The organism is Marinomonas sp. (genome assembly GCF_039940335.1).
Lineage (GTDB): Bacteria > Pseudomonadota > Gammaproteobacteria > Pseudomonadales > Marinomonadaceae > Marinomonas.
Genome location: NZ_JBDVGW010000013.1, coordinates 895,100 through 921,265 on the forward strand (window position 1 = coordinate 895,100; position 26,166 = coordinate 921,265).

28 protein-coding genes are annotated in these 26,166 nt (G+C 44.4%); 17 read left to right on the top strand and 11 right to left on the bottom strand.

The window, feature by feature from the left end; all coding sequences use genetic code 11:
- Window positions 1-206: 206 nt before the first annotated feature.
- Window positions 207-605, top strand: coding sequence for an H-NS histone family protein (locus ABJF92_RS13910; RefSeq protein WP_446816388.1), 399 nt, complete (start codon window positions 207-209; stop codon window positions 603-605).
- A 101-nt stretch (window positions 606-706) separates the two neighbouring features.
- Here the strand turns inward: ABJF92_RS13910 and ABJF92_RS13915 are convergent, their stop codons facing one another.
- The 6 genes from ABJF92_RS13915 to ABJF92_RS13940 form a co-directional block, all read right to left on the bottom strand.
- Window positions 707-1,720 carry a Wzz/FepE/Etk N-terminal domain-containing protein gene (locus tag ABJF92_RS13915; protein WP_446816389.1) on the bottom strand — a complete coding sequence of 338 codons (1,014 nt, stop codon included), beginning with the start codon at window positions 1,718-1,720 and terminating at the stop codon, window positions 707-709.
- A 54-nt stretch (window positions 1,721-1,774) separates the two neighbouring features.
- Complete coding sequence (trmB, locus tag ABJF92_RS13920) at window positions 1,775-2,482, bottom strand: tRNA (guanosine(46)-N7)-methyltransferase TrmB (RefSeq protein WP_446816390.1); 708 nt, start codon at window positions 2,480-2,482, stop codon at window positions 1,775-1,777.
- A gap of 159 nt (window positions 2,483-2,641) precedes the next feature.
- Entirely contained in the window at window positions 2,642-3,034 is a 393-nt protein-coding gene (locus tag ABJF92_RS13925) for a DUF423 domain-containing protein (RefSeq protein ID WP_446816391.1), read from the bottom strand.
- Window positions 3,035-3,040: 6 nt separating this feature from the next.
- Window positions 3,041-4,039: a WD40 repeat domain-containing protein gene (locus tag ABJF92_RS13930; RefSeq protein WP_446816392.1), complete on the bottom strand. Its 999-nt coding sequence runs from the start codon at window positions 4,037-4,039 to the stop codon at window positions 3,041-3,043.
- A complete protein-coding gene (gene rsd, locus ABJF92_RS13935) occupies window positions 4,011-4,481 on the bottom strand; it encodes a sigma D regulator (RefSeq protein ID WP_446816393.1) in 471 nt (156 codons plus the stop codon). Before rsd ends, ABJF92_RS13930 begins: the two co-directional genes overlap by 29 nt.
- A 138-nt stretch (window positions 4,482-4,619) precedes the next feature.
- Complete coding sequence (locus ABJF92_RS13940; protein ID WP_446816394.1) at window positions 4,620-5,123, bottom strand: disulfide bond formation protein B; 504 nt, start codon at window positions 5,121-5,123, stop codon at window positions 4,620-4,622.
- 150 nt (window positions 5,124-5,273) lie between these two features.
- Here ABJF92_RS13940 and ABJF92_RS13945 point away from each other — a divergent pair, with 150 nt between their 5' ends.
- Window positions 5,274-5,699 carry a flagellar basal body-associated FliL family protein gene (locus ABJF92_RS13945; RefSeq protein ID WP_446816395.1) on the top strand — a complete coding sequence of 142 codons (426 nt, stop codon included), beginning with the start codon at window positions 5,274-5,276 and terminating at the stop codon, window positions 5,697-5,699.
- Window positions 5,700-5,769: 70 nt separating this feature from the next.
- On the opposite strand, the gene ABJF92_RS13950 is transcribed toward ABJF92_RS13945, so the two are convergent.
- From ABJF92_RS13950 to ABJF92_RS13960, 3 genes are all read right to left on the bottom strand, one after another.
- Window positions 5,770-6,054: an oxidative damage protection protein gene (locus ABJF92_RS13950; protein ID WP_446816396.1), complete on the bottom strand. Its 285-nt coding sequence runs from the start codon at window positions 6,052-6,054 to the stop codon at window positions 5,770-5,772.
- 745 nt (window positions 6,055-6,799) lie between these two features.
- Window positions 6,800-7,876 (bottom strand): A/G-specific adenine glycosylase, encoded by a 1,077-nt coding sequence (mutY, locus tag ABJF92_RS13955; protein ID WP_446816397.1) that lies wholly within the window; start codon window positions 7,874-7,876, stop codon window positions 6,800-6,802.
- A 6-nt stretch (window positions 7,877-7,882) separates the two neighbouring features.
- A complete protein-coding gene (locus ABJF92_RS13960) occupies window positions 7,883-10,126 on the bottom strand; it encodes an AsmA family protein (RefSeq protein WP_446816398.1) in 2,244 nt (747 codons plus the stop codon).
- 249 nt (window positions 10,127-10,375) lie between these two features.
- Here ABJF92_RS13960 and hisB point away from each other — a divergent pair, with 249 nt between their 5' ends.
- From hisB to gshA, 4 genes are all read left to right on the top strand, one after another.
- Complete coding sequence (gene hisB / locus ABJF92_RS13965; protein ID WP_445975575.1) at window positions 10,376-10,969, top strand: imidazoleglycerol-phosphate dehydratase HisB; 594 nt, start codon at window positions 10,376-10,378, stop codon at window positions 10,967-10,969.
- Between the two features lie 39 nt (window positions 10,970-11,008).
- Window positions 11,009-11,671, top strand: a complete 663-nt coding sequence (hisH, locus tag ABJF92_RS13970; protein WP_446816399.1) for an imidazole glycerol phosphate synthase subunit HisH — start codon at window positions 11,009-11,011, stop codon at window positions 11,669-11,671.
- 36 nt (window positions 11,672-11,707) lie between these two features.
- Window positions 11,708-12,481 (top strand): imidazole glycerol phosphate synthase subunit HisF, encoded by a 774-nt coding sequence (gene hisF, locus ABJF92_RS13975; protein ID WP_446816400.1) that lies wholly within the window; start codon window positions 11,708-11,710, stop codon window positions 12,479-12,481.
- A 273-nt stretch (window positions 12,482-12,754) separates the two neighbouring features.
- Window positions 12,755-14,347, top strand: coding sequence for a glutamate--cysteine ligase (gene gshA, locus ABJF92_RS13980; protein WP_446816401.1), 1,593 nt, complete (start codon window positions 12,755-12,757; stop codon window positions 14,345-14,347).
- 61 nt (window positions 14,348-14,408) lie between these two features.
- Here gshA and yihA read toward each other — a convergent pair whose 3' ends face one another.
- On the bottom strand, window positions 14,409-15,053 hold the full coding sequence (gene yihA / locus ABJF92_RS13985) for a ribosome biogenesis GTP-binding protein YihA/YsxC (RefSeq protein ID WP_446816402.1): 645 nt from the start codon (window positions 15,051-15,053) through the stop codon (window positions 14,409-14,411).
- A gap of 338 nt (window positions 15,054-15,391) precedes the next feature.
- Between yihA and ABJF92_RS13990 the strand changes: the two genes are divergently transcribed.
- The 11 genes from ABJF92_RS13990 (at window position 15,392) to ABJF92_RS14040 (ending at window position 25,102) form a co-directional block, all read left to right on the top strand.
- Window positions 15,392-16,012: a thiol:disulfide interchange protein DsbA/DsbL gene (locus ABJF92_RS13990; RefSeq protein ID WP_446816403.1), complete on the top strand. Its 621-nt coding sequence runs from the start codon at window positions 15,392-15,394 to the stop codon at window positions 16,010-16,012.
- A 19-nt stretch (window positions 16,013-16,031) separates the two neighbouring features.
- Window positions 16,032-17,555 carry a GGDEF domain-containing protein gene (locus ABJF92_RS13995; protein ID WP_446816404.1) on the top strand — a complete coding sequence of 508 codons (1,524 nt, stop codon included), beginning with the start codon at window positions 16,032-16,034 and terminating at the stop codon, window positions 17,553-17,555.
- A gap of 122 nt (window positions 17,556-17,677) precedes the next feature.
- Window positions 17,678-18,433 (top strand): bifunctional demethylmenaquinone methyltransferase/2-methoxy-6-polyprenyl-1,4-benzoquinol methylase UbiE, encoded by a 756-nt coding sequence (ubiE, locus tag ABJF92_RS14000; protein ID WP_446816405.1) that lies wholly within the window; start codon window positions 17,678-17,680, stop codon window positions 18,431-18,433.
- Window positions 18,434-18,435: 2 nt separating this feature from the next.
- Entirely contained in the window at window positions 18,436-20,079 is a 1,644-nt protein-coding gene (gene ubiB, locus ABJF92_RS14005) for a ubiquinone biosynthesis regulatory protein kinase UbiB (RefSeq protein WP_446816406.1), read from the top strand.
- 16 nt (window positions 20,080-20,095) lie between these two features.
- A complete protein-coding gene (locus tag ABJF92_RS14010) occupies window positions 20,096-20,428 on the top strand; it encodes a phosphoribosyl-ATP diphosphatase (RefSeq protein ID WP_445975584.1) in 333 nt (110 codons plus the stop codon).
- A 15-nt stretch (window positions 20,429-20,443) separates the two neighbouring features.
- A complete protein-coding gene (gene tatA, locus ABJF92_RS14015) occupies window positions 20,444-20,665 on the top strand; it encodes a Sec-independent protein translocase subunit TatA (protein WP_446816407.1) in 222 nt (73 codons plus the stop codon).
- 3 nt (window positions 20,666-20,668) lie between these two features.
- The gene (tatB, locus tag ABJF92_RS14020) at window positions 20,669-21,067 is read left to right on the top strand and encodes a Sec-independent protein translocase protein TatB (RefSeq protein WP_446816408.1); all 399 of its coding nucleotides are present in this window, start codon (window positions 20,669-20,671) and stop codon (window positions 21,065-21,067) included.
- A gap of 40 nt (window positions 21,068-21,107) precedes the next feature.
- Window positions 21,108-21,860: a twin-arginine translocase subunit TatC gene (gene tatC / locus ABJF92_RS14025; protein ID WP_446816409.1), complete on the top strand. Its 753-nt coding sequence runs from the start codon at window positions 21,108-21,110 to the stop codon at window positions 21,858-21,860.
- Between the two features lie 231 nt (window positions 21,861-22,091).
- The gene (locus ABJF92_RS14030) at window positions 22,092-22,838 is read left to right on the top strand and encodes a class II aldolase/adducin family protein (RefSeq protein WP_446816410.1); all 747 of its coding nucleotides are present in this window, start codon (window positions 22,092-22,094) and stop codon (window positions 22,836-22,838) included.
- 3 nt (window positions 22,839-22,841) lie between these two features.
- Complete coding sequence (locus tag ABJF92_RS14035) at window positions 22,842-23,756, top strand: 2-hydroxyacid dehydrogenase (RefSeq protein ID WP_446816411.1); 915 nt, start codon at window positions 22,842-22,844, stop codon at window positions 23,754-23,756.
- A gap of 155 nt (window positions 23,757-23,911) precedes the next feature.
- Window positions 23,912-25,102, top strand: a complete 1,191-nt coding sequence (locus ABJF92_RS14040; RefSeq protein WP_446816412.1) for a TauD/TfdA family dioxygenase — start codon at window positions 23,912-23,914, stop codon at window positions 25,100-25,102.
- Here the strand turns inward: ABJF92_RS14040 and ABJF92_RS14045 are convergent.
- Window positions 25,076-26,092 carry a GlxA family transcriptional regulator gene (locus ABJF92_RS14045; RefSeq protein WP_446816413.1) on the bottom strand — a complete coding sequence of 339 codons (1,017 nt, stop codon included), beginning with the start codon at window positions 26,090-26,092 and terminating at the stop codon, window positions 25,076-25,078. The genes ABJF92_RS14040 and ABJF92_RS14045 overlap by 27 nt on opposite strands.
- Between the last annotated feature and the right edge of the window lie 74 nt (window positions 26,093-26,166).

Here is a 26,166-nt window from a genome sequence, read left to right on the forward strand (position 1 = left end):
GGCAGCTAAAATCTTACCTTGACCTATAATGATGTTTATTGATAGAGACAATTCCTATAGAAATTACCGTCATACGCTTTTTTTTGGTAGACCTGTTCATCCATTAATTAGTTTTAAGCACTTTTCACTGAGTGTACAGGATGGATCTCGTTTTTCAGTGCAAGATAATATTTTAACAGCTCTTAACCGATCAATAGGGGATATCCATGAGTTTATTACTAGAATTAGCTGGCAACAAAGCAAAAGCGCGCGCAGCGGCGAAAGAACTAACCGTAGCACAACTAGAAAACCTTATCGCAGGCTTCACGAAAGCCCTTGAGAAAGCGAAAGAAGAAGAACAAGCCCAGCAAGAAGAACAACGTATCAAATCTGCGCGTGCAGAAGAGATCTCACGCTTGATCGCTGAAAGTGGCCTAACGCTGGATGAGCTAAGTGCTTTAACCGCACCTAAAGTAGGCGCAACGAAAGGCAAAACGGTTGAACCAAAATACCGCTTGGAAAAAGAAGGCGAGATCTATGAGTGGACAGGCCGTGGCCGTACCCCTAAAGTCTTCCAAGAATATTTTGATGCGGGTAACAGCCGGGCTAGTGTAGAAATTAAATAAGAAGTTTTCTTATTTAATTGAATTAATTCCTCATTAATTCAGACAAATAAAAAAGCGACTCAGGTCGCTTTTTTATTTCATCATACAAATATAAAAGATATTTATTTTTCTCTAAATGCAAACCGAATTAAAACAATTACACAACCCAACATGCCGCCAAGTAACACACCAAGAACAACTATTAACTTCTTCTTAGGATATGTACGACTTAACAGCTGCTCTGGTTCTTTCACAAAACTTACCGTTGAGAACTCCAAGTTATCTGGGATTATTGTACTTTCTATTGAATCTAGTTTTGAGGAAACCTCTGCCAACCTAGAGACTATAGAGCGATGCTCTGAACTTGAGCCTGATATTGTACTTTCGCTTTCTACAGCAACAGGTTTGTCTAAGCCTATCAATAACTCTTTCTTCTTAGTTAGTTCACTTTGTTTAGCAAGAATAATGGCTTTTAAGTTATCCAGTGCAAGACGTTGTGAACGCTGCTCGACGAAAGAAATATACTCTTTTAACTCAAGTAAATTTCTTGCCTGAAGCAAGAAAGACTCAGAGTCACTAATCTGTGAGTATTCTTTGGACTTCTCATTCAAGCGCTCCGAAGTTAGGCTAGAAGACCAGTTACTATAAAGCTCAAGCTCTCTCACCTTTGCCTCACCACCCTGCCCATCACTCTGAAAACTGACAACTTTATTTTGAAACTCTTCAGCGTTATAGATAAAAACTCTTTTATTAGCTTGCGACTGATACTGGCGAACAAATATCTCAAATAATTTCAGCGGCTCAAGTAGTTCTCTTAGGCTATCATTATCTGCGTCTTCACTTTGATGGTAGCTATCAAATACAGGCTGAAAATCTTGCACCAGTTTTTGATAAGCAGAAAATTCACTCACTTGAGGCACAGTAATAATGGCATCAACTTGCCAATTGTTTTTTACCTTTGCATTTAAAGCATAATAGGAAGCAATCATAGTACATATAAGCGTACAAGCAATAATAATGTATTTGCCTTGCCATAGAGTTAAAAACAACTCTTTCAAATCAATCTCATCATCTCGGCTATCGTAGTTAGCATACTTTAAAGCCAACAACTGCTCTTTTGATAACTCATCTCGCACTACAGCATCCCTCTCGTAATATTAATCGGATAAAAACATACGCTATTCAAAGAATTACTTTACAGAGTATATTAAATCCCAAACGCCATGTCCGAGTTTTTCGCCACGCTGTTCGAATTTTGTTAATGGTCGCCATTCCGGACGCGGGTGATATTGACCTAAACCTGCCGCATTGACATATTCATTCTGCTCTTCCATGACTTCAAGCATGTGCTCTGCATAGGGCTCCCAGTCAGTTGCCATATGAAAATAGCCACCAGCCTTTAAAACACTGGCCACTTGTTGCGCAAATAATGGCTGAACAATACGGCGCTTATTGTGTTTCTTTTTATGCCAAGGATCTGGAAAAAATAATTGAAAAGCAGAAGCTGCTTTTTGTGGCAGACATTTGTCCATGACTTCAATGGCGTCATCACAGTAAACACGAAGGTTCGTCACCCCTTGTTCTTGTGCCAGCATCATAAGTTTTGCCACACCTGGCGGGTGAACTTCAATACCGATAAAGTCTTTTTCTGGCGCTAAGCGCGCCATTTCGACTAAAGACGCTCCCATGCCAAAACCGACTTCAAGCACAATGTCTGACTCACGGCCAAAGACTTCTGTGTAATCGATGCGCCCGGCGGCTAACTCAAGACCATATACGGCCCAGTTTGCATCATAAGTTTTTTGCTGTCCTTCGGTCATACGACCACCGCGTACAACAAAACTGCGTATGGTACGTTTTTTTACCGGTTCTTTATTTTCTGTATTTTGATCTTGCATGGTTTTGTAGTGTTCACACTTTCGTAGAATAAAATATTGGTCAGAATGAAGGTTGGCGTTTAACGTCGAGCCCTATCATTTGAATGACGCTAATGCTAACCGAAATAAAAGTTTTTGTCCTGCTCAAAGCGCAAGTAGAAGTATTCCGAACGGCTATATTTAGTTGCTGCGACTGCGAATAAAACACCACACAAACACCCCCCAGCCGATTAAATAGGCTAAACCACCTAACGGGGTAATCATGCCAAGCCATGTGAGGTCTGTAAGTGTCATAACATAGAGGCTTCCAGCGAAAAGGAAATTACCTAGGAAAAAACAGCGCAATATCGCGATGGAATGATGTATTTGAGAAATTAGAGCGATGACGAGTAAGCCTGCCAAGCTGTGATACATAAGATAGTCACTGCTCGTTTGCCACCAACCTAATGCTTGAGAACTCACCTTGTGGGCTAAACCATGGGCACCAAAAGCGCCCATCGCCACAGACAGCCCTGCTTGAAGGGCGAATAGCGCGCCCCAAACAGATAAACGTGAAACGGAATTTTTATTCATGAAGACTTATTGCAGCTCGTTCAGGTAACCATTACTGCCAATGGCAAAATATTTACCGCCTGCGCCAAACGCAAGGGCAAGAACTCTTGCGCCAGTTGGTCGTGTAGTATCTTTAAGATGTAAATCCCAAGTTTTTTCGACCTCTCCTGTGCTAATACTCAACAAACTGACACGTCGATTAACCGTGCCCATTAGCAAGCTGCGACGATCTTGAGAAAATACCGCCTGACTAATGGTGACATTACGAGACTCTAGCGCTCCAGTATCAACTTCTAACACTTCTCGCCCGGTCACTGTAGACCAAATTTTTGCATTGCCTAACTGAGCGGCACCAAAGGCATATTGCCCATCGGCAGACAAAGCGACACTGGCAATACGGTTACTCAACGTCCACTCGTGTTTTTTCTCACCGGTTTGCATATCCCATAAGATAACCTTGTAGTTATCATCGCCGGTTAGCCCTAGCTTACTGTCAGGCGACACATCGACTGCTCGAACTACTGCGCCCGTTCTCAATGTTTGTTTGATTCCGCCATTTTTCACATCAAAGAAACGTGCAGTCTGATCATCCAAGCCCACCAAAGCTAGATCACCATTCTGAGTGAGTTTAAGGGAACGAACATCACCTGGAGTATTCCAAAAGCCTGCTGATTGACCATTGGTTGTATTCCATAACACCAAGGTTCGTGCGCCACCCGTTAAAGCAAAGCTGCCGCTAGGGTCGATATCCACACTAATCAGCGGTGTGTACTCTCCTTGCTGATGGTTCCAGTTATAAAGCCGCTCTCCTCTTGAATTGTCCCAATAACTGCCACCATGCTGAATCGAGCCTACCACAGCACTGCGGCCATCATCACTCAATACCGCTGAGTATAAGCCTTGCACCGCATACTCTGCAGTTCTACTAGGTGCTTCCGCCGAGCAAGACCAGAGTACCGTGGCGCTCAAGGTAACCAGCGACATTTTAGTTAGAAAGTTAGTGAGCGTTTTCACTGTGCGCTTCATGCAATTCCTTGATCAACTTATCTTCAAATTGAAACCGTTCGGCCATTACTAGACTTAAAGCTTGAATGGAAATCGGAAAGTCGGCGAGCTGCTGGTCGCAATGGTCAGTATTATCAAATTTGTCATTGAACTCTATCGCCAACTGAGTGCTGCTTTCGATTTCGGGCAACAGACTTTTAAGCATTTGTAAGGCACTGTCATCGCCGAAGTCTTGTGCCTCTAACGCCAATTGTTCATACAGAGTGAAATGCCCTGCCGACACATAATCCATCAGCAACTCACACATAGACTGAATAGCGGGTGTATCTTTGGGTGTTACCTGTTTTTTATTTTTCAGTGGCTGACATGCTTCGACCAAGGCACGACGCTCTGCCAATAAGCGATCAATGATATCGTGCACACCACCCCATCGTTCTTGCGCTGTCTTGCAACCTTCTAACATATCGAATCTCCACCAGAAAATGTGAGGTCATGACCAAGCCAAAGAAAACCTTCATCACTTGGTCCATGTCTTCAAGCATATTCCGATCTATTTATCCCTGCAAGACAACAATAAGTAGCAATAAGTAACCTTAAGTAATCACACCTTTGTGCGAGACGACTGAATAGCAATCCATATATTTACAATAGCCATTCCTGCAAACGCGACGAGAGTCCATGCTGGAATACTCAAGCCTAAGAAAGTCCACACAACATCACCACATTCCCCTGTCCCCATAATCATGGACTCCATGATTTCTTGCCAAGGGAAGACTTCAAACATATAGCTCAAGCCTGGAAGACAAGCGGGTAATTCATCTGCGGGCAAGCTCTGTAAATACAAATGACGTATCGCCAAGGCCGCCCCTAAGCTGGAAAATAACACGACAGCCCATGCCGCAAAACGGCGAACTTTTTGATTTTGAGTTAACGCAGACCCTAACGACATCACACCCACCGCAAAAAAGGCAATTCGCTGCATCATACAGAGTGGACAAGGCTCTAAGCCCATTTGATATTCCATATAAAAGGCCACAGCCAACAAAGCAAACGCTGCAAAAGCAACCAGTCCATGAAAGCGACGCGCCGTAACAAATTCGAACATTAGGTATCCTTAACAAGAAAAGCGATAGATGAAAGGGATTATTACAGACATTCTCTACTAGAAGAAGTTCCTCAACCACAAAATACTGCTGACATAAGCCTTAAAGGGCGGTTAGTATACGAGCTAACATAATGAATACGAGACTTAACCATGTCCTTAGGCTTTACCTCATACAACAAATATCTTTTATTGACGCTTTTTGTAGTAGTAGCATCGTTACTAAGTACCAACATTAAAGCGGAAGATGACCCAGCCCCAACACCTGTCTACGTTGAATTATTACCAGATTTTATTGTGAATTATGGCGAACCGGGTGCACGTTTAAAATACATCAAAACGAAGATCAACCTGAGAACTGATAGCAACCATGAAGGTTTGATTATCCTAAACATGCCATTAGTTAGAGATACTCTCGTCATGTTTTTGAGTACTCGCACACCAGATCAAGTGTCAGGAGCGATCGCTCGTGAACAAACCAGAAAAGACGCTGCAGTGGCAATCAATGAGGTATTAAAAGAAGAAACAGGTCAAGAGCCTGTGATTGATGTGTTATTCGCAAGTTTTGTCACCCAGTAAGAGACTAGATGGCCATGCTTTGGTTGCCAGTTCCTTAGTTTATAAAGCTGGCAACCATGGCTAAATAGATTTACAGCTCAACAATATCATTCGGATCAACGTAACCACTTAGCTTATCCGTCGGCTCGTTATTAAAGAACTTATCCATTTGCTCCATCACGTACTTGCGCGATTCTGGCAGCATAAGATTCAATTGCTTCTCGTTAATCATCATGGTTTGTAAAAGCTGCCACTCTTGCCAAGCTTGTTTAGAAACCGTTTGCAGCACTTCCTGCCCTTTCGCACCGGGCAATGGCGCTCGATCTAGCGCTTCCAACTCTTTATTGAACTTCTTACACAACACGGTATTCGCCATAACAATAACTCATAAAATAAAAGGTTAATTTCATAATGGTGCCACCATCACAAAAAAACAAGGCGGACTCTTTCTTTTATGGGTCCCAAATGAACGGGAAGCGGGAATGATGCAAGATATTTCCCCATCTCTCGTAGGTGCGGCTTTAGCCGCAGGCGGAATTGATGGCAACCAAACGCAACCATCTAATTCAAATATTAACTGAAAAATGATCGGTAACCGTGGTTCCTACGGAACCATTTCTGCATAAATGCGTACCTACAATTGGTCAGCGGCATAAAATGCGCTAACCTCAATTAGTTACATGTTTTCCGCGTCGCGCTGAAGCGCGACCCACGATATGTCAGCAGGATTTATTAGGTGTGTTGTTTGGAATTAGGGAAGGTTGTAGGGTTGCATTTACGCTGACGCGTCGAGGTACGAGACAGGCGCAAGTAAATGGAAGACCACAACCTGCGCTGTGCCAAGGCTCGGAACGAAAGAACTTTATCTTCAAGGGTTTTTCCGCGCCCCACTAAAGCGGTATCTACAAAAGCAGGCGAAAATGATGCTGGAAAACAGGGTGGCATCATTGCCTAGGGGCTTAATTAAGGCACCTTTCCCCCTAAAGGGGGACCTACATTTGGGGCGAAATCATATTGCCAAACAGGGTGACATCATTGCCTAGGAAGTTTAATTGAGGCACCTTTCCCCCTATAAGGGGGACAGATGAGGGTCGGTAGTTATATATGTAGTTAAGTGGTACTTACCGTGTCGATGCCACTTCCAACAATATACTACGTACTGGTGCGGGTATCCCCATTTCTAATGCATCTTTAAGGCTAAACCATTGATACTTATTGCTTTCCATCACGCCCGTAACCTTGCCGATGTCGACTCGACTAGGGCTAATATCTAAATGGTAATGGCTGAATGTGTGCCGAAAGGAGCTTAAAGCCGTCACACCTTCCACTTGCGTTAAAAACCTCTGTTCAGCATGCATCACGATGGACTCTTCTGCAACAAGCTCAGGAAGGCTCCATAAGCCCCCCCAAATTCCCGTTTGCGGACGCTTTTCTAACAGAAGTTGCTGCTCTTGATTACAAACCACCAGCAGCTGAATGGATTTTTCTGGCTTGGCGGCCTTTTTTGGCTTGCGGATGGGGAAAGCTGTTGGGTCTGGGCTGGTTCTTGCTAAGCAATCATCTTGCAAAGGGCACAACAAGCATTGAGGTTTGGAACGAGTACACAGGGTAGCCCCAAGGTCCATCATGGCTTGGGTATAATCTCCGCATCGATTTGCGGGCATATAAGCTTCCGCTAAATCCCACATGGCCGCCTCTGTTTTACGCTCGCCAGGCCACACAGGCACGGCATGAAATCGCGCTAACACTCGCTTCACATTGCCATCTAGAATGGCCGTTTGCGCTCCACGTGAGATGGACAGAATCGCCGCCCCAGTCGAACGTCCAATACCCGGTAATTCACAGATTCCTTCGAGGGTTTGTGGAAATTCTCCGTCATATTCCGCAACCAGTTTCTGCGCGGCTTTATGCATATTCCTCGCTCGAGCGTAATAGCCTAAACCACTCCAGTGAGCCAAAACATCATCTTGGGGCGCTGCCGCTAACGCTTCCACAGAAGGAAAAGAATTCATAAACTTATGGTAATAAGGAATCACTGTTGCGACTTGAGTCTGCTGCAACATGATCTCAGAGATCCAAACGCGATAAGGGGTTTTATTCTGTTGCCAAGGGAGGTTTTTACGGCCGTGCTCGTCAAACCATGCCAGCACTCGGTGAGCAAATTGCTCAACCGGTGCAATGTATGTCGCATTATTCATGAAGTATTAAAATAAGCTCTTAAGTTTGTTTTTCAGTTTATCTTTTAGTGCATCCTGTTCGGCTTCTAACTTGGCTTTTAAACGCGCTTTTTCCGCTTCGGCCTTTTCAGCCAATTCAGCTTTAATTTCTTCCTTAGCCAAATCCGTGAACAACTTGCCAAAGCCCACCAAGTCAGGGCCACACAAGCTTGCAGGATCATCACTAAAATTGCCTCGACATATCAGTGGGAACGTCAATTGTTGTACTTTTTCATTCACCACACAGGCGTCATCTAATTGACTGCCAGACACACCCACATTTGTTTGATAATCCAATGAGGCATTAGGTAATGAAATCTCACCATTACCTGTCACAGACAGACCCACTGACTGAATTTTTAAGCCGGGAGTAGAAACAACGCCATTCACAATATGCGCAGGGAAAGTCATGGTTTCAAACGGTGTATTCTCGCCAAAGGCATCACTGTTAAGCGTCTTATTACGCACCTTAGCGATCCCTTCACAGACACTCTTAGTCAGATTCATCCCCACCAACGCCCCGTCACGAATGTCGACCAATAAATCGCCATTAAGTGCGTTCATTAGGGTATCGACTTGATTCCCTTGGGTATGCAAATCCCCCGTTAAGTACGTAGCCCCAGATACTTTGTCCATCTCCATGAAGTCTATTAACAAAGGCTGGATTTGTATTCCTTTCACTGCTGGCAAAATGTCTATTTTGGGGACATTCCCTCGAGCGTCTAGCGTCACCTCTGCAGAAACAGAGCCATCGTATAAGGTAGCATTGAGTGGAGCGACAGTGACCAATCCTTTCTTTTGGGTGGAGTCCAGCTCTAGTTCATCGATTTGCAGGTTCTTAATCTTAATATCCTTGAACAAGACACCAATATGCCCATTTAAGGAACGTACTAGTTCCATTGGGATCAATTCTTCTGCTATGCCTGCTTCTTTATTACTTGCGGTTGTGGCGCCACTTGCTTGACTAGAGGTACTCACCGCAGTGTCTTCATTAGCTTCTTCCTCTACAGGCTCAGGTAAATAACGGTCTAAATCTAACCCTGCACCCGCTAAACGTATATCCCAATTAAGAGGTGACAAACCAATGACGGCGTTAGCTTCCATCGTCGTATCATCTAATACGATAGAAAGGGGCTGTGCTGTGATGGTTCGACTGTCCCCCTCTAGACTCATATCTAAAGAGATATTCTTTAACGTCTCTGGGTCAGCTGTTTCAGGCAGTTCTATATTAAGTTTTTGTAAGAGTTCTCGTGCATTAAATGCCCCTAAAGACATAACTGCCGTGAACTCTGGCTCACTTAATACTTGGTAAGCCTCCACATTGACATCAAGATTTAAATCCAGCGCACTGATCGCCAATCCCTCAATAAGTAGATTCTCTTGAGGTAAATCGGCCGCGATATTTAAAACATTCAACTTGGCTGCTAAAGGGCTCACCGGCAAGGCCTCTGACTTAACCTCTGTCGACAACACCACAGAATCTAATGACAAGGCTTCACGACTTGGAAAGAGCGTTAAATTGGCATTTAAATCCACAGTACCCTCTAAAGCATTCTGCCCTTGCAGGTCACTCTGTTTAAAAGCCATATCCATGACCATAGGCCACGCTTTGTCCCACTGTACATTCGATAGTTCCACATTCGTAGTTGCCGTAACCATTTGCTGGCTCACTTCATCGCGATAGCTCAGCTTCGCATTCTCTATCTGCAGAGACTCCAAGTGAATTTCAGGCAACGTAAAAGCTGCATCGTTATCTGAACTAGACGCTGCGGGGGCTTTACTTGAGCCATCGACAGAAGCCACAGCTGGCTGGGTTGGTGGGGGCGTCACTTGACTCTCGGCAGGTCCTTGATATTGCCAATTGGCTTTACCTTGAGCATCCACGACTAAGTTCGCTTGTAGATTTACCAAACGAACTTTATCTACTTGAATGCTTTGCTTCAGCAAAGGCATAACCGCCAAGCCAAATTCCGCTCGATCAAACTGCATAACCTCAGTTTCGCCAACAAACGCCACCCCAACGTTTTCCAGCTCTAGCCCTAACCAAGGATAAAACGACCAACCTATGTCGCCATCTAAACGCAAGGCAATATTGGCCTTATCTAAAGCCACATTTTGTAATTCATCTTTAAAGCTGTTTGGGTTCACAAACAGCATAATGTACGCCACTAGCAATAAGACAACGGCTAAAAAACCTGCCACCAACCACAACAATCGCTTTATCCACAGCATGTAATGCTCCTGAAATTCTCCGCCTGCCCGAGCCTCGCTATCAATAAGCAGGACAATTCAACATAATTGTTCATCATCATACCATTCGTAGCCAGCCTTTATCGACGTAATAGCTAAGCATCATTAAAAACAAATGCACAAAGCGTAGATGCTAAACCGCCCACGTTCTATAATAGCGCTTTAATGTCATATCTAGCGGCTCTTGTCATGAAAGGGACAAGGCCACTACCAACGTGGAGAAAGCAATCAATGTCCGATCGCATTGCCAGTGTCGAGCGCAATACGCTTGAAACTCAGATCAAGGTGTCGATAAACCTAGACGGTACCGGTAAATTTAACTGTGTCACAGGTGTTCCCTTCCTTGACCACATGCTTGATCAAGTGGCACGCCACGGTTTGATTGATTTAGACATACACGCTGTTGGCGATTTGCACATTGACGCTCACCATACGGTTGAAGATCTTGGCATCACATTAGGACAAGCCTTCGACAAAGCCGTTGGTGATAAAAAAGGCATTAAACGCTACGGCCATGCTTACGTACCGCTCGACGAGGCGCTATCTCGCGTAGTCATCGATTTTTCAGGCCGTCCAGGCTTAGAAATGCATGTACCTTTTACTCGCGGTTCAGTCGGCGGTTTCGACGTTGATCTATTCTCCGAGTTTTTCCACGGTTTCATCAACCACGCCAAAGTTACGCTGCATTTGGATAACTTGCGCGGTAAAAACACTCATCACCAAGCCGAAACCATCTTTAAAGCCTTCGGTCGTGCCTTGCGCATGGCACTAGAGGTCGATGAGCGTATGGCGGGACAAATGCCTTCTACTAAAGGCTGCTTGTAATTTAGTATCCGTGACATTGCAATAGGTGTGGAAAACAGTATGAGCGAAGTAAACAAATCCACGGTTGCCGTGATTGATTATGGCATGGGCAACCTTCACTCTGTCGCGAAAGCGCTAGAGCACGTTGCAGACGAAAACACTCAAGTGGTCGTCACTAGCGACCCAGCCGTGATTGATGCCGCCGACCGAGTATTATTACCCGGTGTTGGCGCCATTCGAGATTGCATCGGTGAAATGCATAACACTGGGTTAGTGCCGAGCATCCGCAAAGCTATGGCGGAAAAACCTTTCCTTGCGATCTGTGTCGGCATTCAGTCTCTTATGTCACACAGTGAAGAGAACGGCGGCGTTGACTGCCTTAATCACTTCCAAGGTAATGCCTTATTTTTTGGCGAAAACCACACGGATCATGATGGCAGCAAGTTAAAAGTCCCTCACATGGGTTGGAATCAGGTCAAACAAACGATTCAGCACCCTCTGTGGCAAGGTATTCCAGACCAAGCACGCTTCTACTTCGTACACAGCTTTTACGTGATACCAGATGAGCAAACAGAAGTGGCTGGCACCTGTGACTACGGTTTGGAATTTTGTGTGGCCTTAGCACGCAACAACGTGTTTGCCGTGCAATTTCACCCAGAAAAAAGCCATAAAGACGGCCTACAGCTGTATAAAAACTTCATCCATTGGGATGGCAAACCCTAAACGCCAATTACTCCCCGAACAACTTAGGAGCCAGTCATGGGCTTAGCTAAACGAATTATTCCTTGCCTAGATGTGGACAATGGTCGCGTAGTCAAAGGCGTGCAATTTGTCGACATCCGCGATGCGGGTGACCCAGTAGAAGTCGCCAAACGTTATGACGAACAAGGTGCGGATGAAATTACTTTCTTGGACATCACGGCCAGTTCTGATGATCGTGCCACCACAGTACACATGGTGGAAGCCATTGCCAGTCAGGTGTTCATTCCACTGACCGTTGGCGGTGGTATTCGTACCTGTGACGATATCCGACGTATGCTCAATGCAGGTGCTGATAAAGTAGGTATTAACACTGCCGCTGTGTTTAACCCTGAATTTGTCCGCGAAGCGGCACAACGCTTCGGTTCTCAATGTATCGTAGTGGCCATTGATGCGAAAAAAGTGAGCGCTGAAGGCGAAACCGATAAATGGGAAATCTTCACTCACGGTGGTCGCAAGCCAACTGGCCTTGACGCCGTCGAATGGGCGAAAAAAATGGTCGACTACGGCGCGGGCGAGATTCTCCTTACTAGTATGGACCGCGACGGCACTAAAAATGGCTTTGATTTGGGCGTGACCCGTGCCATCAGTGAAGCCGTACATGTACCTGTCATCGCTTCTGGCGGCGTGGGCAACCTTGACCACCTTGTTGATGGCGTCACCCATGGCAAAGCAGATGCTGTGTTGGCCGCCAGTATTTTCCATTTCGGTGAATACAGTGTCCAAGAGGCCAAGCAACGCATGGCCGATGCCGGTATAGAAATGCGCCTTTAAGGCTCTAGGCAGCATTATTTCCTCTCTCATAGGCACCCTCCCTCTTTAAGGGGAAGGGTGCCTGAATTAAGAGCCTAGACAATGATGTTACGCTGTTTGATAGCATGATTTCCGCCTTCCGGCCAAAACCACACCTACAATTTCTTGATTGCTCGGTTTTATAATTCTGCAACTAATGTGTACCAGGCAAGTGTTACTTGCCGTTGCCAAGCTTAGACTAGTACAATCTTGAAACTTTGAACCTTGGCCTACTTTTCTCAGAAGGAATTCTTCTTGACCACTTTAACCGATGCTTTACGCGCTCTGGCGCTTCATTGCCAGCAAGAAAATACCTCATCGGCACTGACTTTTCACCGCGGTGTAGAACGAGAAGCCTTACGAGTGCGTCGTAACGACGGTCGAATTTCTCATTTGCCGCACCCTAAACGTTTAGGCTCAGCCCTGACTCATAGCTCCATCACCACAGACTACTCTGAATCCTTAATGGAGTTCATTACTGGTGTACACCCTAATGTGGAAGGGGTAATCACGGAGTTAGAGAATATTCATAATGTGGTCAACCACGAGCTTGCTAAACAAGACGAATGTTTATGGCCTGCCAGTATGCCTTGCTTCTTGTCGGACAATGACGATGTACCTATTGCTTACTATGGCGAATCCAATACTGGCAAACTCAAGCGCGTTTATCGTGAAGGTCTATCCAATCGCTACGGTCGCATCATGCAGTGCATTGCAGGCATGCATTACAACTTTTCTTTTGATGAAAACTTCTGGTCTTTCTTAGCTAGCCATAAAGGTCAAAACCTACAAAACGCAGCAGAGAAACAAGCGTTTCAGTCAGAAAATTACTTTACCCTGATTCGTAACTTCCGTCGTAAATCTTGGATGCTGTCACTATTGTTTGGTGCTTCTCCAGCCATTGATGAAAGCTTCCTTAAAGAAAAGCCTAGTAGTCTCACCACTTTAAAAGAAAACACCTGGCTTGGATCTCAAGCAACTTCTTTACGCATGAGTGATCTGGGGTATCAGAACAAGGCTCAGGCAGGGCTGTACGTTTGTTATAACGAAGTGGATACCTATATCCAAACTGTGAAGCAGGCGCTTCGCACCCCTTATCCGGATTACCAAAAGATTGGCGTGAAAGTGAACGGTGAATACCGACAACTTAACGACAATTTGCTACAAATCGAAAATGAGTATTACAGCGACATTCGCCCAAAACGCGTGACCCAACCGGGAGAACACCCTAGTGCGGCTTTGCAAGCTCGAGGGGTAGAGTACATTGAAGTACGCATTATGGATCTTGACCCTGAATCGCCTATTGGTATGACACCGGAGACTTTATATTTCATCGATGTCTTCCTGCTTTACTGCATGTTACGCAGCGATGCGCCTCTCACCGCAAAAGAGTGCCAAAAGCTACGAACGACCCAGCAGGAAATTGCCCTATACGGTCGAGACCTAAACCGAACGTTTGACTTTGGTGAAGGCCCAGTGGCATTGCACGATAAAGCCAACAAGGTTTTAGATGACTTAACCGTGGTTGCTAATTTCTTAGTCGAGCAAACAGGCAATGAACTCTACCGTCAGTCGATTCAGCAACAACGCGCCAAGCTAGAAAACGAAGACACTTTACCTGCCGCTCTCATGCTTAAGCGTTGCCAGCAAGCTCAAGGTTTCCAAAGTGCCATGCTAAATTTAGCGAAAGCACAGCAGAACCAATGGTTAGCTGCCCCATTAAGTAATGAACTGACGACCAACTTTGACCGCCAAGCCAAGGACTCCCTTGAGCAACAAACTCAAATTGAGGCGGCGGACACAATGGGGTTTGATCAATTCCTAGCGGACTACCTCCAGCCGCAATAAACCAAATTTTGTTGCATAAAAAAAGCCTCTCTCGAGGCTTTTTTTCTTTTAAATACAATGATTAAGCATTGGGGGAAACAGGGATCTCATCCAGATTATCAAACACCAACCATTCTGCTAATTTAATACGTAGAGCATCAACACCATCACCATTTAAGGCAGAAAAAGTTTGTACTGTTCCGTCGACACCTAATTCTTTAAGGGCTTTCTGAACCGAGAACTTGGACGCTTGGGCTGGGCCACGTTTCAATTTATCTGACTTGGTCAATAGAACATGTACTTTCATATGATTCGCACAGGCCCAATCGAGCATCATGGCGTCAAACTCTTTTAAAGGATGGCGAATGTCCATCACTAAAACGACCCCAGCCAAAGAGCGACGGTTCATCAGATAGTCTTGCATGTGAGCTTGCCAGACTTTTTTCATCTCAATCGGCACTTTTGCGAAGCCATAACCTGGCAAATCGATTAAGCGACGATCGTCCACATTCAAGCCAAAGCAGTTAATCAGCTGAGTACGACCTGGCGTTTTTGATGTACGCGCCAGCTTCTTTTGATTGGTCAGTGTATTAAGCGCGGTCGATTTACCCGCATTCGAGCGACCAGCAAATGCCACTTCTAGTCCCTGATCTAATGGGCATTGGGACAGTTTTTCGGCACTCTTAATAAAGTGGGCTGATTGGAATATTGAGTCAAAAGGGGTCATATATAGGATTAATCGTCTGTCGATAAGGGTGAACAAAAATGTCTTTCTAATAACTGTGTATGATGCCAGAAATTGCTATTTTTTGCCATCAAAACCCCGATTAAGAGCACAAATACTGAACACAGCGCTCTTACTAAATCGTCATTATGAAATGCCCCCCTAAAGATATAAGGTAAATAGCGGCTACTGTATTGCTGTAAGAGAATTAACGGCTTGTAAGTTTCTCGTAAACTTGTTGAAATAGCTGAACTTTATTTAATAGAAAGAATCGTAATTTGATGTATTAGTATGCATGATAACATTCATTACTTTCTTTATTCGACTCTAGGAGTTCTTTCATGAGCAAATTGCTTTCTGCTTTCATTGTTTCCTTACTGTTACCTTTGGCTGCAATGGCGGCCGACTACAGTGATGGCAATGGCTACACAACAATCAAAAATCCAGTGCGCACCGCTAACCCAGATAAAATCGAAGTCACAGAGATTTTTTGGTATGGCTGCCCACATTGTTACAGCTTAGAACCTATCACTCACGCTTGGGCGGCAAATGCACCGAGTGATGTTGAATTCAATTTCTTACCTGCCGTTTTTGGCCGTGGTTGGTTAGACCACGCCAAAGCATTCTACGTTGCTGATCTATTAGGTATTGAGTCTGACATTCGTGCCGATTTATTTAATGCCATTCATGTTGAAAAGAAACGCTTAAACTCTGAAGACTCTCTAGCAGAGTTCTTTGTTGCTCATGGCGTGAACGAAGATGAATTCCACAAGCTTTATAACTCTTTCGCGGTTAACAGCCGTTTAAGCCAAGCGGATGCTAAAATTCGTGCCTATGGCGCTCGAGGTGTACCAGGTCTTGTCGTAAATGGTAAATACCTAGTTACAGCACAAACCGCAAATGGTAATAATAACATCTACAAGGTTGTCGACTTTTTGATTGAGAAAGAGCGTAACCAATAAAATACTAAAGAGAGGCACTATGGCGGAGTCCCCAAATGGAAGCTTGGTTGAAGCACTGCGTAAAGCCGTGTCGAGAACCAGCATGTTGGCCGAAGGACATGACCCTGAACTGGACTCCGTTGTTCGACAAGTTCGGCAGAAAATCACCACAGGTGATGACGCCAAAGAGATACAAAAAGCTCTAACGAGTGTCGAGCCTCTCATTCTTAAAATAGACGAATCTCGGATTCATCGAGCCAAGCAAGTCCGCGACACTTTGCACGACCTGCTTGATATGCTTGAGCAGTTTGATAACCCAGTACCTCAAAAAGGTAAGCGTCAACTTGAAGGTGCGATTCGAACTCATTGGAATACCCCTTCTAAATGGCCAGAATTATTTCAGCTTTATTTAGAATTGGCGCAAAGCACCCTGGATAACAACGTAGATCAGCAAGAGTCTAGCTTCTCTTTTAAACGCTTATTTCGTCGACCAGAAAAGCCTGCCGAACAGAAGACACCCCAAGAAATTAGCTCAAAAATCGCCCATAGTTTTACCGCATTACTCAGCAACCTATCTTTACCAAGTCATTATGACGATGACATTAGCCAGTTAAAACGCGCCCTCAGCAGCAACCAAGATTTTGATCAACTTCCACAATTGCTTGATGATGCGATCACTCTAATCAGTCTTGCTATTACAGGTTCACAAACTGGACTGACCGATTACCTAACTCAGCTAAACAAACAACTCGCGAGCATCAATAACAGCATTGTTACCAGCTATAAAAAGCAACGTAATCTGTCTAGTAGTCGTGAGAGTTTTGACCAACAACTGAAAACTCAAATGGCAGGCACGAAAAAAGAAGTGCAAGAAGCCACGGACTTGGATGTTCTTAAAGGGCTAATTGATGAGCGGATGACAACCATCACCCAAACCATGACGCAATATCGCACTGAAATGATAGAACAAGAGAAACAAGCGAACCAATCGATTTCCTTACTGAAAAACAAAGTTAATCATATGGAAAAAGATGCCGACGCATTAAGAAACTTGTTACAACAACGCTTAGCCCAAGCGATGACGGACTCTTTAACCAACTTACCCAATCGGGCCGCCTATCAAGAAGCCATCACCACACTGTTTGATTTAATGGACAAACAAGGTCAACCACTTTGCTTAGCCGTGTGTGATATTGACCACTTTAAAAAGATCAATGATTCATGGGGACATTTGGCTGGAGACAAGGTGTTACGCCTAGTACCACGCCAAGTACGCAACATTCTCGCTAAAGATGATCTAATGTTCCGCTATGGAGGTGAAGAGTTCGTCATTGTCTTGCCGAACACCAGCTTAGAACAAGCTATGGCAAGAGCTGAGCAAGTGCGCTTAGAAGTCGAAAAGACGCCTTTCAATATGGAAGGCGAGCCCGTTTCTGTCTCTATTTCTATTGGTGTCGCTCAAGCTCAGCCGAATGAAGAACCCAATAACTTATTTGCCAGAGCCGACAAACAGCTCTACCAAGCGAAAAACTCTGGACGAAATCGAGTCAGCGCAGATAAATAGATGATATAAAGCAGTACCAGAGGCAAGCTGACACAGTTACAATAGAGCACCTATTTACAACCAAGTTAACTATCTCTGATAAAGAATTCGGCGAATATAACGCCCGTAGGATGACCTAGTTTATGCAAGATGATCAGAACAAAACCACCCACTTCGGCTTTAAAGAAGTTCCTACTGATGAAAAAGTAGCTGCTGTTGCGCAAGTTTTTCACTCGGTCGCCGCAAAATACGACATTATGAACGATCTTATGTCCGGTGGGGTTCATCGTCTTTGGAAGCGCCATACGATTAGTCAATCAGGTGTACGCGCAGGCAATCAAGTACTGGATATTGCTGGCGGTACAGGGGACCTTACCCTTCAATTCTCTCGTTTAGTAGGCAGTACTGGGCAAGTTGTCTTAGCCGACATTAACGACTCAATGCTGAAGGTTGGCCGAGACAAACTGGCTAACAAAGGCGTCGTGGGAAATGTTAAATTTGTACAAGCCAATGCCGAAGCACTACCCTTCCCTGACGACTCATTCGATTGCATCACCATTGCTTTTGGTTTGCGTAATGTCACCGATAAATCCAAAGCACTGGCTTCCATGTACCGAGTACTGAAACCCGGTGGTCGATTATTGGTACTAGAATTCTCCAAACCTGAATCCGAAATGCTCTCTACTGTTTATGATCAGTATTCTTTCCGCTTGTTACCCATGATGGGCAAACTGATTGCCAACGATGCAGAAAGCTATCGCTACTTGGCTGAGTCAATCCGCATGCACCCTGACCAAGCAACACTAAAAAGCATGATGGATGAAGTAGGCTTTGAACGCACCAGTTTTCAAAACCTCACCGGCGGTATTGTAGCACTGCACAAAGGGTTCAAATTCTAATTATGTTCACCAGTGCTTTTCGCTTAATACGTATTGTCTACACTATTATTCGCTACCGCTTAGACGCTTTTATCCCTCTGCATCTTTTGCCATGGCACCTTAGATACACCCTCGGTCTTTTGTGCTTAATTGGCCGTAAAAGAGCCGCCCAAAACAAGGCAGAGCGTTTACGTCTCGCTTTAGAGTCTCTTGGCCCTATCTTCGTTAAGTTCGGTCAAATCCTTTCCACACGACGTGACCTTTTGGATGACGACCTTGCCGATGAGCTCGCTAAGCTACAAGACAAAGTTCCAGCCTTTTCGGGGGACGTGGCTCAAGCCATCATAGAAAGAGACCTTAAATCCCCAGTCAGTGAATTGTTCGCACAGTTTGACAGCACTCCACTAGCTTCTGCCTCCATTGCACAGGTACACACAGCCACCCTGCACTCGGGTGAAGAAGTGGTGGTTAAGGTTATTCGACCCAACATTGAAAAAACTATTCGCCAAGATATTGGCTTGCTATACAGCTTGGCAAACTTAGTGACTAAAATCAGTGAGGATGGTCGACGTTTACGCCCTATCGAAGTGGTAACAGACTATGAATACACCATTCTAGATGAACTGGACTTAGCGAAAGAAGCTGCTAATACAGGTCTGTTACAGCGCAACTTTACGGACTCTGATTTACTCTACGTACCGCAAGTTTATTGGGACTACTGCCACCGTAACGTCATGGTGATGGAGCGTATTTCTGGTATCCCAGTAGCGAATATCGAGGCACTAAATCAAGCCAACACAGACATGAAGTGCCTGGCAGAACGTGGTGTTGAAATTTTCTTTACTCAGGTGTTCTCGCACAGCTTTTTCCATGCAGACATGCACCCTGGCAATATATTTGTTGATGTGAGTAATCCGCAAAAACCGAAATACATCGCCATAGATTGTGCCATCATGGGCAGCTTAGATGATGCAGATAAAAGCTATTTGGCGCGTAATTTGCTTGCTTTCTTTAAGCGTGATTATCGTCTGGTAGCTGAATTACATGTTGAAAGTGGCTGGGTCCCGAAAGGCACCCCTGTACATGCTTTTGAGTCGGCCATTCGCAGTGTTTGTGAGCCTATGTTCGCAAAGCCTTTAAAAGACATATCTTTTGGGCAAGTTCTCATAGGTCTGTTCCAAACTGCGCGACGCTTTAATATGGAAGTACAGCCTCAGTTGGTGTTGCTGGAAAAAACCCTTCTTAACATTGAGGGCCTAGGCCGACAACTTTACCCAGACCTAGACCTTTGGGTAACGGCCAAACCTTTTCTAGAGCGCTGGATGAAGGAGCAAATGGGGCCAAAACGCGTCATGGAGGAAGTTTCCAAACAAGCGCCTGAGTGGGCAGGACAGTTACCGCAGATTCCTAATTTAGTATTTTCTGCCCTGCAACAAATCTCCTCACAACAGGAGCAAACTAAAGCTCAAACAGAAGCCATTACCCAGCTTGGCAAATACATTAAAAAAGACCGCCAAGGTATCCCCTTTCGGTTATTAGGCTTGATCAGCTTAGGGGCTGCCTGGGTGACCACAGATCCTTCTTCATTAGAACATTTGAAGAATGTGGACATTATGAGTGGTGGGTTATTTTTACTCGGTTTATACCTCATTGTATTAAAACCGTAACATCTTGGAGATTATAATGAACACTGATATATTGGCTGAACTTGCCGTAACACTTGAACAACGCAAAAGCGCTGCAGCCGACTCTTCATATGTTGCTAGCCTCCATGCAAAGGGCTTAAACAAAATCCTTGAGAAAGTAGGCGAAGAAAGCATAGAAACCATCCTTGCTGCAAAAGATGCGGCTACGTCCGAAGACAAAACTGACCTCGTTTATGAAACCGCAGACTTATGGTTCCATACACTCGTGATGTTATCGCACTTAGATTTGGGGCCTGAAGACGTTATCAACGAACTGGCGCGACGCTTTAATTTATCTGGCTTAGAAGAAAAAGCCAACCGAACGAAATAACTAGGAGAACAAAATATGTTAGGTGGAATTAGTATTTGGCAACTATTGATCGTATTGGCGATTTTGGTCCTTATTTTCGGCACTAAGAAATTAAAGAACCTAGGTTCGGATCTTGGCGGTGCAGTGAAGGGCTTCAAAGAAGCCGTGAACAAAGAAGAGGAAGAAACCGACCCACAGCAAACAGCGCAAGCTAAAGTCATTGATGTGGAAGCTAAAAAAGACGATAAGAGCGCTTAATCTGTGTTTGATATCGGTATTTCAGAACTGCTCGTTGTCTTTGTTGTTGGTCTCTTAATTTTAGGACCAGAGCGCTTGCCTCATGCGGCCAAAACCGCAGGCTTATGGATACGTAAAATTCGCCGTAGCATTAACTCAGTACAAAGAGAAATTAATGCCCAGTTAGATGACGAAGAAATGCAGCGAAAAATCCTTGAGACCAACAAGAAAGAACTGGCGGAACATTCGACTAAACCGGCCGACGAAAGCAGCGGTGAGCGTGTCATTCAAAACACCATCACGCCATTACCGACGAAAGAATTGCAGCCAGTTAAACCCGCTCCAGAAGAAACGAATGCTAACAACATTGCACCAGAACCTTTAAATACACAACAAATTGACACCAGCAAAAACGCTAGCTAACAACCACCTTATACAACTACTTGTGGACTATTGACGCTTTATGGATTCCCCTACTTCAACTCCAGTGCCTCTTGTTGCTCATTTAATCGAATTAAGAAATAGATTGCTCAAAGCTGTTTTGGTGATCTTGGTGCTGTTTGTTGGGCTGTATACGTTTGCTAACGATTTATACCTGATCGTTTCAGAGCCATTAAGACTTCTCTTACCTAGCGGTAGCTCCTTGATTGCAACAGAAGTTGCCTCGCCTTTTCTCGCACCATTAAAGCTTACATTTGCCATCGCTATACTAGTGTCTGTGCCCTATACCTTGTTTCAAGCTTGGTCTTTTATTGCGCCAGCCTTGTATAAAAACGAGAAAAAAATTGCCATTCCACTGCTAATCTCCAGCATCTTTCTGTTCTATGCTGGAGTGCTCTTCGCTTACTTCGTGGTTTTGCCCCTAATTTTCGGCTTCTTCACTACCGTTGGCCCCGGTGAAGTTACCGTGATGACAGACATTAACAACTACCTAAACTTCGTATTAAAATTGTTTTTCGCCTTTGGTGTCACCTTTGAGATCCCTGTCGCAACCTATCTCTTGATCAAAGCTGGCGTCACCACAGTAACCTCCTTGTCCAAAAAACGTCCTTATATCTTCTTAGGCTGTTTTGTCATTGGCATGTTAATTACCCCTCCAGACATCTTCTCGCAAACCTTACTGGCTATCCCAATGTTCCTATTATTCGAACTAGGACTCATCGCTGGACGTACGGTTAAAGTGGAAGTAGATGAATCCTTCGAAAAGGATGCTTAGCATTCATTTCAAGTGATATTCGCTAGTTAGACAACCAAACCTTTTATAGGAATGTCGACTCTGTGCAACAACAAGTCGATTAGGTATGACTTGATCCATTCTATTGCACCGTAGAATAGAGCGTCCAATAGTCACCACCCTCCTTTAAATCGCACTTTATGGATTTAAATAAATCAGGCTAACGTGTCATTCACACTTTGTACTTTATCTATTACCTCATAGGAGCGAATAATGTCGAACACTGCCATCCAAGAAGAAGCCGTTTTACGCCGAGATCTTGCCGCTGCTTATCGTCTGGCTGCAATGTTAGGCTGGGAAGATACTATTTATACTCATTTTTCTGTTCGACTTCCTGATATCGATAATACAGCTCGATTTTTAATCAACCCGTTTGGCCTAATGTTCGATGAAATTAAGGCCAGTGACCTAGTGATAGTGGATGTTAACGGTAAAATTTTAGAAGGTGATGCCGACTACAATCTAGCAGGCTTCACCATTCACAGTGCAGTACATACTGCTCGTGATGATGCCCACTGTGTAATGCATACTCATACCATCCCTGGAATGGCCTTAGCAGCTTGTAACGATGAAATACTTATGCTGAATCAGATCAGTACAGAGTTTTATAAAAAGCTTGGCTACCACAATTATGAGGGAGTCGCTTGGAACCTCGAAGAGCGCCAACGAATTCAACACTCATTAGGGGACAATATCGGTCTCGTATTACGAAACCATGGCCTACTTTCAGTTGGCGAAACAGTCGCTGACGCTTTTCAGATAATGTATTACCTGAATAAGGCTTGTGAAATTCAGTTAGCTACGGCACAAATGGCAGGCTTAACGAAAGTAACGCCTATTCCAGAAAAATTAGCGGCCTATGTCAACTCTCAATTCAAAAGCGTCGAGCATGAACGCCATGTTGTTTGGCAAGCTTGGTTACGAAAACTGGAGCGAATTGACCCGTCTTATAAGGATTAAACAATGCCTATTGCGATTTTATTGGTATCAAGTGACGCTCAATTCCGTGAAGACATTAAAACTCAGTTCAGTATCAAGCACCCTGATGTAGAGGTTTACCTTCCAGGAGACGAAGGTGCCGAAAAGGCTGAGCTAGCCGCTTGCTGGCACCCACCAGCATCACTCTTGAATGACTACCCTAATCTTAAACTATTACATGCTTTATCAGCAGGTGTGGATCATCTAGGTAAAAACCTGCTGGACTCAGCTTTACCCGTTTGTCGCATCGTTGACCCTAATCAGAAACACGGTATGTTCGAATACATCTTATGGGGAATTCTAAACTTTCAAAGAGATTTTGAGGTTTATCGCAAGCAGCAATGCCGCCAACATTGGCAAACTTTCGAGCAACGTAGTGCTGCGCAAACTCGTGTCACTCTGCTAGGTTTGGGAGAAATTGGGGCTTATGTAGCTCAACAGCTAGCGCTTCTGGGCTACCATGTTAACGGCTGGAGCCGTACTCATAAAAACCTACCCAATGTATCCTGTTTTAGTGGACAAGACAGCTTAGATAGCATTTTACGCAACACAGATATATTGGTGAATTTGTTGCCATTAACTTCTGCTACGCAAGGGATTTTATCCCGTAATCTGTTTGCAAAGCTGCCTAAGGGTAGTTATTTAGTCAATTGTGGTCGCGGTGGCCACGTGCAAGTAAATGACCTAATAATGGCGGTGGCAGAAGAGCAGCTCAAAGGCGCACTACTGGATGTATTTGATGAAGAACCTCTACCGCTTAATGATCCCTTATGGACCACTCCAAACATTATTATTACACCGCATATAGCCTCATCTTCTTCTATTGCCACAATAGTTAACCAAGTAGTTGAAAATATGAACTTATATGAAAACCAGCAACCCCTTAAGAATCAAATATAACGCTAGCCAAATTGATCGAGAGTCACACCTTGTTCTTGTTTGTCGAATTCATGCAACATGAAGGCGAGTAAATGTCACAACAATAAGTGAAGCTAGCAGTAAAATATAATCATCACCACTCATTCATGTGTCTAACCATTTAATAGGATAGAGCGATGGCAGCTTTGGAAAATAACTTAGAAATTGCTTCATTTACACCGTACCCAATTATGTACCATCCCGTGCACATTGAATTGCACCAAGAGTCAATGATCGTGACTTGGGATAATCAACATATAAGCGAATATCATTATTTATGGCTACGGGATAATTGTCATTGCCCCGAATGCATATCGACAGCCACACGAGAGCAAGTATTTGAAATCTGTGACGTACCCTACACAATAAAGGCCGCTAACGCTTATATAACAGAAGACCATCGAATTGTAGTGGAATGGGATCATGGCGAACACATCAGCAAATACCACCCAGGCTGGCTACTGTCCCATTGTTACAGTGAAGAAGTTGTACAGAGCAAGCAATGGAAGCCGATTTTATGGGACAAAGAACGCATTACAACTGAGCTACCGAGAGCGAAAAGCAGTACCTTAATTCAAAGTGACGAAGTGCTACTGACTTGGTTGCGTGACTTAAGAGACTACGGCATTGGTATCGTCAGCGATGTGGGTACCGAACTTGGCAGTCTGAAAGCGGTAACAGATCGAATCGCATTCATGCGTGAGTCGAATTACGGGACACTGTTCGATGTCACCACGACAGCGAAAGCCAATACGTCCGCCAACACCAATATTCGCCTACCGCTTCACACAGATTTATCAGCCCGTGAACTTCAGCCAGGTCTGCAGTTTCTTCATTGCTTAGTTAACGATGCAACCGGTGGCGAATCCATTTATGTCGATGGTTTTAAAATTGCGGAGTACATGCGAGAACATCACCCTGAAGAGTTTCGTGATTTGTCCACTATCCCAATGACGTTTAACAATAAAGACCCTTACTGCGATTACAACTATCGCAGTACAGTGATTGCAACCGACAGTAATGGGGAAGTCACAGAAGTTCGACACGCAAACTTCATTCGAGGCCCAATCGATGTTCCTGCTCATCAAACTATGGCGATATATAAGGCGTACCAATGCTTTATTCGCCTAACTCGCGAGCCAGCATTCCAACTTTTCTTCCGTCTTACCGCTGGAGAAATGGTTGTCTTTGACAATCGTCGAGTGCTGCACGCGCGAAATGCGTTTGATTTGAAAACAGGAATGCGCCAATTACAAGGTTGCTACATTGATAGAGATGAATTTCTTTCTCGCATCCGAATTCTAGAAAGAAACACCACTCTGAGCTGAAGACAATAAGCGGTACTGAGTCGCTGTCTTGCCATAAAAAGCTCGATAGCGACGACTAAAATGCGCCGTGGAACAAAAGCCACTTGCTAAAGCAATATCGGCAATACTCAAGCCTGAATCTGACAACAAATAGTGGGCGTATTCCATTCTTAAGCGCAAATAATACTCGGAAGGTGAACACTTCACATACTGCACAAAAAGACGCTCTAATTGCCTTAACGAAATAGACAAGGCGTTTGAAATATCGCCTGTAGTTAAAGGCACTTCAATGTTTGCAGACATCAACTCGATAGCCTTTAACACTTTAGGGTGATGAACATTCAAACGCTTTGACCAACTTGGTCTCTGGCTATCCGAATGACTGCGGCTGCCGCTTTTAATCAGCTTTTCGCAGACAAATTCCGCCACTTCTGGCTGGCAATAATGGCTAATAAAATACAACACCATATCCGACGCAGCAGTCCCACCAGCACAAGTAATGCGCTTGCCATTTATTTTAAACAGTTCATCGCTGACTTTTAAATGAGGATACCTTTCCTGAAAAGCCGGTTTGGCCTCCCAGTGAAGCGTTACTTCGTGCTTTTCTAGTAATTTGGCTTTCGCCAATAAATAACACCCAGTATCCACTGCGCCAATCACGCAATCTTGTTTGTCTAAATTGCGTAACCATTTTACTGTGTCTGGATTAATGTGATTCTCAGGATGGAAGCTGGCTTGCACGAAGATGTTTTTAGGCTGCCCACAAGATTGAATTGAAATGGCTTGCTCTAGCGCCATGCCATTACTCGCTATCACAGGTTTTCCTGTTTCGCTTAGGCACTGCCAATGGAATACTTTTTTACCAAGAATACTGTTTGCGATTCGCAAAGGCTCGGTAATGGAAAGCAGAGACATCATGGAGTATTCCGGCAAAAGCAAAAGAGACAGCGTGATAACACCATCCTCATCGGCCAGTAAGGGAGCAGTTTGAGAACCTGATAACGCATTCATAGAAAAGAACCCTACTTAGAAAACAAAAAAATAACAGCCCCACTTTAACGTAAGGCTGCTATTTTTTCTTTATT

Bases quoted from the DNA above. Each gene is read 5' to 3' on its own strand.
- ABJF92_RS13910 (WP_446816388.1), top strand. From the start codon at position 207: ATGAGTTTATTACTAGAATTAGCTGGCAACAAAGCAAAAGCGCGCGCA.
- trmB (WP_446816390.1), bottom strand. From the start codon at position 2,482: ATGCAAGATCAAAATACAGAAAATAAAGAACCGGTAAAAAAACGTACC.
- ABJF92_RS13925 (WP_446816391.1), bottom strand. From the start codon at position 3,034: ATGAATAAAAATTCCGTTTCACGTTTATCTGTTTGGGGCGCGCTATTC.
- ABJF92_RS13930 (WP_446816392.1), bottom strand. From the start codon at position 4,039: ATGAAGCGCACAGTGAAAACGCTCACTAACTTTCTAACTAAAATGTCG.
- rsd (WP_446816393.1), bottom strand. From the start codon at position 4,481: ATGTTAGAAGGTTGCAAGACAGCGCAAGAACGATGGGGTGGTGTGCAC.
- ABJF92_RS13940 (WP_446816394.1), bottom strand. From the start codon at position 5,123: ATGTTCGAATTTGTTACGGCGCGTCGCTTTCATGGACTGGTTGCTTTT.
- ABJF92_RS13945 (WP_446816395.1), top strand. From the start codon at position 5,274: ATGTCCTTAGGCTTTACCTCATACAACAAATATCTTTTATTGACGCTT.
- ABJF92_RS13950 (WP_446816396.1), bottom strand. From the start codon at position 6,054: ATGGCGAATACCGTGTTGTGTAAGAAGTTCAATAAAGAGTTGGAAGCG.
- mutY (WP_446816397.1), bottom strand. From the start codon at position 7,876: ATGAATAATGCGACATACATTGCACCGGTTGAGCAATTTGCTCACCGA.
- ABJF92_RS13960 (WP_446816398.1), bottom strand. From the start codon at position 10,126: ATGCTGTGGATAAAGCGATTGTTGTGGTTGGTGGCAGGTTTTTTAGCC.
- hisB (WP_445975575.1), top strand. From the start codon at position 10,376: ATGTCCGATCGCATTGCCAGTGTCGAGCGCAATACGCTTGAAACTCAG.
- hisH (WP_446816399.1), top strand. From the start codon at position 11,009: ATGAGCGAAGTAAACAAATCCACGGTTGCCGTGATTGATTATGGCATG.
- hisF (WP_446816400.1), top strand. From the start codon at position 11,708: ATGGGCTTAGCTAAACGAATTATTCCTTGCCTAGATGTGGACAATGGT.
- yihA (WP_446816402.1), bottom strand. From the start codon at position 15,053: ATGACCCCTTTTGACTCAATATTCCAATCAGCCCACTTTATTAAGAGT.
- ABJF92_RS13990 (WP_446816403.1), top strand. From the start codon at position 15,392: ATGAGCAAATTGCTTTCTGCTTTCATTGTTTCCTTACTGTTACCTTTG.
- ABJF92_RS13995 (WP_446816404.1), top strand. From the start codon at position 16,032: ATGGCGGAGTCCCCAAATGGAAGCTTGGTTGAAGCACTGCGTAAAGCC.
- ubiE (WP_446816405.1), top strand. From the start codon at position 17,678: ATGCAAGATGATCAGAACAAAACCACCCACTTCGGCTTTAAAGAAGTT.
- ubiB (WP_446816406.1), top strand. From the start codon at position 18,436: ATGTTCACCAGTGCTTTTCGCTTAATACGTATTGTCTACACTATTATT.
- ABJF92_RS14010 (WP_445975584.1), top strand. From the start codon at position 20,096: ATGAACACTGATATATTGGCTGAACTTGCCGTAACACTTGAACAACGC.
- tatA (WP_446816407.1), top strand. From the start codon at position 20,444: ATGTTAGGTGGAATTAGTATTTGGCAACTATTGATCGTATTGGCGATT.
- tatC (WP_446816409.1), top strand. From the start codon at position 21,108: ATGGATTCCCCTACTTCAACTCCAGTGCCTCTTGTTGCTCATTTAATC.
- ABJF92_RS14030 (WP_446816410.1), top strand. From the start codon at position 22,092: ATGTCGAACACTGCCATCCAAGAAGAAGCCGTTTTACGCCGAGATCTT.
- ABJF92_RS14035 (WP_446816411.1), top strand. From the start codon at position 22,842: ATGCCTATTGCGATTTTATTGGTATCAAGTGACGCTCAATTCCGTGAA.
- ABJF92_RS14040 (WP_446816412.1), top strand. From the start codon at position 23,912: ATGGCAGCTTTGGAAAATAACTTAGAAATTGCTTCATTTACACCGTAC.
- ABJF92_RS14045 (WP_446816413.1), bottom strand. From the start codon at position 26,092: ATGAATGCGTTATCAGGTTCTCAAACTGCTCCCTTACTGGCCGATGAG.